Here is a 4,024-nt window from a genome sequence, read left to right as displayed (position 1 = left end):
TCTACCTGGGCGTCGCCGAGGCGATCCTCGCGAAGGAGGAGGGGCGCTCGCTCGGGGCGCTGGAAGGGGACTTCCCGACGCTCGAAGACGGGGCGCGGGGCGTCAAGTTCATGGAGAAGACGGTGGAGTCGAGCCGGTCCACCGCCAAGTGGACCGGCTGGGATTGACTGCCGATCAGCCCTTCAGATCGGCCTTGCGAATCCGCACGGCCTTCTTCTTCTCCGGCTCGGCCGGCTTCGCCGTCGCAGCCAGCGCCGATTCGGGTGTCAGCGCATGCTCGGGCACTCCGTCTGCCGCCAACGCCACCGCCACCGCCGCCGCGGCGGTGTCATCCGCCTTGATCACCCGCGTGTACGGCGCCAGGATCCCGACCATCTGCCCGTAGATCTTCGGGTTGCCGGCGACCACCTCGCGCTGGTACATGAAGTCGGATTCGCCGGTGAAGTTGCCGATCAGTCCGCCCGCCTCGGTGATCATCAGCGAGCCGGCGGCGATGTCCCAGGGGTTCAGGCCGGTCTCGAAGAAGCCGTCGTAGAAGCCGGCGGCCACGTAGCACAGGTCGAGCGCCGCGGCGCCCGGGCGGCGCAGGCCGGCGCAGTTCTGCATCACTTCCTCGAACATCTTCACGTAGCGCTTGAAGTTGTCGCCCTTGCGGAACGGGAAGCCGGTGCCGATCAGCGAATCCTGCATGCGCGTGCGCTTGGACACGCGCAGCCGCTTGTCGTTCAGGAACGCGCCGCGGCCCTTCGAGGCATAGAACAGGTCGTTGCGCGTCGGGTCGTACACCACGGCCTGCTGGATCTGGTCGCGGTAGGCGAGCGCGATCGACACCGCATAGACCGGGAAGCCGTGGATGAAGTTGGTGGTGCCGTCCAGCGGATCGATGATCCAGACGTATTCGCTGTTCTTCGCGCCGTGCGCGCGGCCGGATTCCTCGGCCAGGATGCCGTGGCCGGGGTAGGCCGTCAGCAGCGTCTCGATGATGGCCTGCTCGGCCAGCTGGTCCACCTCGGTCACGAAGTCGTTGGGCGACTTGGTGTTCACCTTCAGCAGGTCGAGGTCGAGCGACGCCCGGTTGATGATCGCGCCGGCGGCGCGTGCGGCCTTGATGGCCACGTTGAGCATGGGATGCAGTGCTTGCGACATGAGGCGCCCTGAAGGGTGAGAGGCAGACGGAGGTGAGAAAGAGCGGTCAGCACGCGGGGTGCTGCGGATAATCGCGGATTTTAGCCGTTCGTCCCTGGGGAAATCCCCGAGCCACCGATGTCCACCGACAGCACCCGTTTCATCCTGCTCAACACCAGCCACTACGGCAACATCGGCGCCACCGCGCGCGCGATGAAGACGATGGGCTTCAGCGACCTGGTGCTGGTGGCGCCGCGCTTTGCCGATGCGCTGGTGCACGAGGACACCGTCGCGATGGCCAGCGGCGCCGCCGACATCCTGGTGCGCGCCCGCGTGGTGGGCAGCCTCGCCGAGGCGCTCGACGGCATCAGCTACGCCTGCGCCACCGCGATGACGCCGCGCGATTTCGGCCCGGCGACGCACGCGCCGCGGCCGCTGTTCGCCGAACTGGCCGGCAGCGAGCACCGCGTCGCCTTCGTGTTCGGCTCCGAGCGCTTCGGCATGGCCAACGACGACGTCTACCGCTGCCATGCCTGCATCAGCATCCCGACCCATCCCGAGTACGGCTCGCTGAACCTCGCGCAGGCGGTGCAACTGCTGGCCTACGACTGGCGCCAGGCGCTCGGCGGCTTCGACGTGGTGCCGCGCGTGCCGGATGCGACGCTCGCCGACGGCGCCCAGGTGCAGGGCCTGCTCGCGCACTGGCAGCAGGCGCTCGCCGACATCGGCTTCCTCGACCCGGCCGCACCGAAGAAGCTGATGCCGCGGCTGAACCAGCTGCTGAACCGGGCGGCGCTCAGCGCGGAAGAGGTGCACATCCTGCGCGGCATCGCACGCGCCATCCAGCGGCGCCCGTGAAGGCCGCCGCTTGCCCCTGACGGCCATGGACTTTCAAGCTGCCAGATAAACTGACCTGCCCCGGTCTCACCCCACCCCCCATGTTCGACCGCCTCCGAGAAGACATCGCCTGCATCCTCGAGCGCGACCCCGCCGCGCGCAGCACCTGGGAGGTCCTCACCTGTTACCCGGGCCTGCACGCGCTGCTGATGCACCGCTGGTCGCACGCCTGCTGGACGCACGGCTGGCACTGGCCGGCGCGCTTCATCTCGCACGTCGCGCGCTTCTTCTCCGGCATCGAGATCCACCCCGGCGCGACGATCGGCCGGCGCGTCTTCATCGACCACGGCATGGGCGTCGTGATCGGCGAGATGGCCGAGATCGGCGACGAATGCACGATCTACCAGGGCGTGACGCTCGGCGGCACCTCGCTGGTGAAGGGCGCCAAGCGGCACCCGACGCTCGGGCGCGGCGTGATCATCGGCGCGAATGCCTGCTTGCTCGGCGGGTTCACGGTCGGCGAGGGCGCGCGTGTCGGATCGAACGCGGTCGTCACGAAGCCGGTGCCGGCCGGTGCGACCGCGGTCGGCAACCCGGCGCGCATCATCCTCGCGAAGGACGATCCGTCGCAGGCCGAACCGGGCGACAAGAAGGGTTTCTCGGCCTACGGCGTCACGCAGGGCGACGACCCGGTGTCGCAGGCGATGAAGGGCCTGATCGACAACGCCGCCGGCCACGAGCACCAGATCGCGCTGCTGTGGGCGGCGATCGAGAAGCTGTCACCGGCGAAGGACGACTGCGTGCCGGCCGATGCGCAGAAGGCCGAGCACTTCGACGCGGAGCGGATGAACCGGCTGGTCAAGTAGCCGGTGGCCGCTGCGCCGACTTCGGGCGGAACGAGCGGCACACGCTCTCGTCCGTCTCGAGGTACGGCCCGCCGATCAGGTCGATGCAGTACGGCACCGCCGCGAAGATCCCCGGTGCCGGCGGCTGTGCGTTCGGCAGGCCCTCCAGCGTCTCGGCGATCGACTTCGGCTGGCCCGGCAGGTTGATGATCAGCGCCTTGCCGCGCAGCACCGCGACCTGCCGCGACAGGATCGCGGTGGGCACGAAGCGCAGGCTGATCTGGCGCATCTGCTCGCCGAAGCCGGGCATCTCGCGGTCGGCCACCGCCAGCGTCGCTTCCGGCGTCACGTCGCGCGGCGACGGGCCGGTGCCGCCGGTGGTCAGCACCAGGTGGCACCCGCGGGCGTCCACCAGCTCCACCAGGGCCGCGCTGATCCGCGCCTGCTCGTCGGGGACCAGCCGCGTCTCCCACTCGACCGGGTTGCGCAGCGCGCGGCCCAGCCAGGCCTGCAGCGCGGGCAGGCCCTTGTCCTCATAGGCGCCGCTCGAGGCCCGGTCGCTGATCGACACCAGGCCGATGCGCACCGTGTCGAGCGGCGCGGCGGAGGTCTCATTCGCCATCGTGGTCGTCCGCCAGCGTCAGCGCCTTGATGAACTGGAACAGCTCGCGGTAGGCCCGCCCGCTGCGCTGCTCGGGTGCCATCGCGGCATCCTTGCGCGCCGCGCGGATCAGGCTGCGCAATTGCTGCACGTCGCCGCCCGGGTGCTTCTGCATCCAGGTGGTCAGCGCGTCGTCGCTCGCGATCAGCTCGGCGCGCCAGCGTTCGGCTTCGTGCAGCGCCAGCGAATCCTTGGCCTGGCCGAGCTGCATCGCGGTGACCGCCTCGCGGATCGGCCCGACATCGTCGCGCCGCATCAGCTTGCCGATGTATTGCATCTGGCGCCGCCGCCCCTCGTGCGAGCGGGTGCGGCGGTATTCCATCACCGCGCCGATCAGCGTCTCGGAGATCGGCAGGCCGACGATGCGGCTCTCGGGCAGCGCCGCGAAGGCCTCGCCCAGCGTCTGCAATTCGTGCATCTCCTTCTTCAGCTGCGTCTTGCTGGGGCCGTCGAAGTCGTCGTCGCCCTCTTCGGAGGCGACAGGGTCGGGCACGTGATTCTTGGGAGTTCGAGGGGCCATGAGGGGAAACGAGGGCTGCACGGGCAAGGGCGTCGG

At 69.5% G+C, this 4,024-nt stretch carries 5 protein-coding genes; 2 read left to right on the top strand and 3 right to left on the bottom strand.

Annotated features, from left to right (window positions below; genetic code table 11):
* Positions 1-174: 174 nt before the first annotated feature.
* Positions 175-1,146, bottom strand: coding sequence for an inositol monophosphatase family protein (locus AC1D01_RS23805; RefSeq protein WP_477870730.1), 972 nt, complete (start codon positions 1,144-1,146; stop codon positions 175-177).
* 117 nt (positions 1,147-1,263) lie between these two features.
* Between AC1D01_RS23805 and AC1D01_RS23800 the strand changes: the two genes are divergently transcribed.
* Entirely contained in the window at positions 1,264-1,983 is a 720-nt protein-coding gene (locus tag AC1D01_RS23800; protein WP_477870728.1) for an RNA methyltransferase, read from the top strand.
* Between the two features lie 80 nt (positions 1,984-2,063).
* Positions 2,064-2,828 carry a serine O-acetyltransferase gene (cysE, locus tag AC1D01_RS23795; RefSeq protein WP_477870726.1) on the top strand — a complete coding sequence of 255 codons (765 nt, stop codon included), beginning with the start codon at positions 2,064-2,066 and terminating at the stop codon, positions 2,826-2,828.
* Here the strand turns inward: cysE and mog are convergent.
* Positions 2,821-3,429, bottom strand: coding sequence for a molybdopterin adenylyltransferase (mog, locus tag AC1D01_RS23790; RefSeq protein ID WP_477870724.1), 609 nt, complete (start codon positions 3,427-3,429; stop codon positions 2,821-2,823). The genes cysE and mog overlap by 8 nt on opposite strands.
* A complete protein-coding gene (gene yjgA / locus AC1D01_RS23785; protein WP_477870722.1) occupies positions 3,419-3,961 on the bottom strand; it encodes a ribosome biogenesis factor YjgA in 543 nt (180 codons plus the stop codon). The genes mog and yjgA overlap by 11 nt, the downstream gene beginning before the upstream one ends.
* Positions 3,962-4,024 lie beyond the last annotated feature (63 nt).

This window comes from Rhizobacter sp. P3_B12 (assembly GCF_056402895.1).
This window is presented reverse-complemented; position numbering and strand designations above follow the sequence as displayed.

Coding starts and splice junctions, on each gene's coding strand:
- AC1D01_RS23805 (WP_477870730.1), bottom strand. CDS start 1,146: ATGTCGCAAGCACTGCATCCCATGCTCAACGTGGCCATCAAGGCCGCA.
- AC1D01_RS23800 (WP_477870728.1), top strand. CDS start 1,264: ATGTCCACCGACAGCACCCGTTTCATCCTGCTCAACACCAGCCACTAC.
- cysE (WP_477870726.1), top strand. CDS start 2,064: ATGTTCGACCGCCTCCGAGAAGACATCGCCTGCATCCTCGAGCGCGAC.
- mog (WP_477870724.1), bottom strand. CDS start 3,429: ATGGCGAATGAGACCTCCGCCGCGCCGCTCGACACGGTGCGCATCGGC.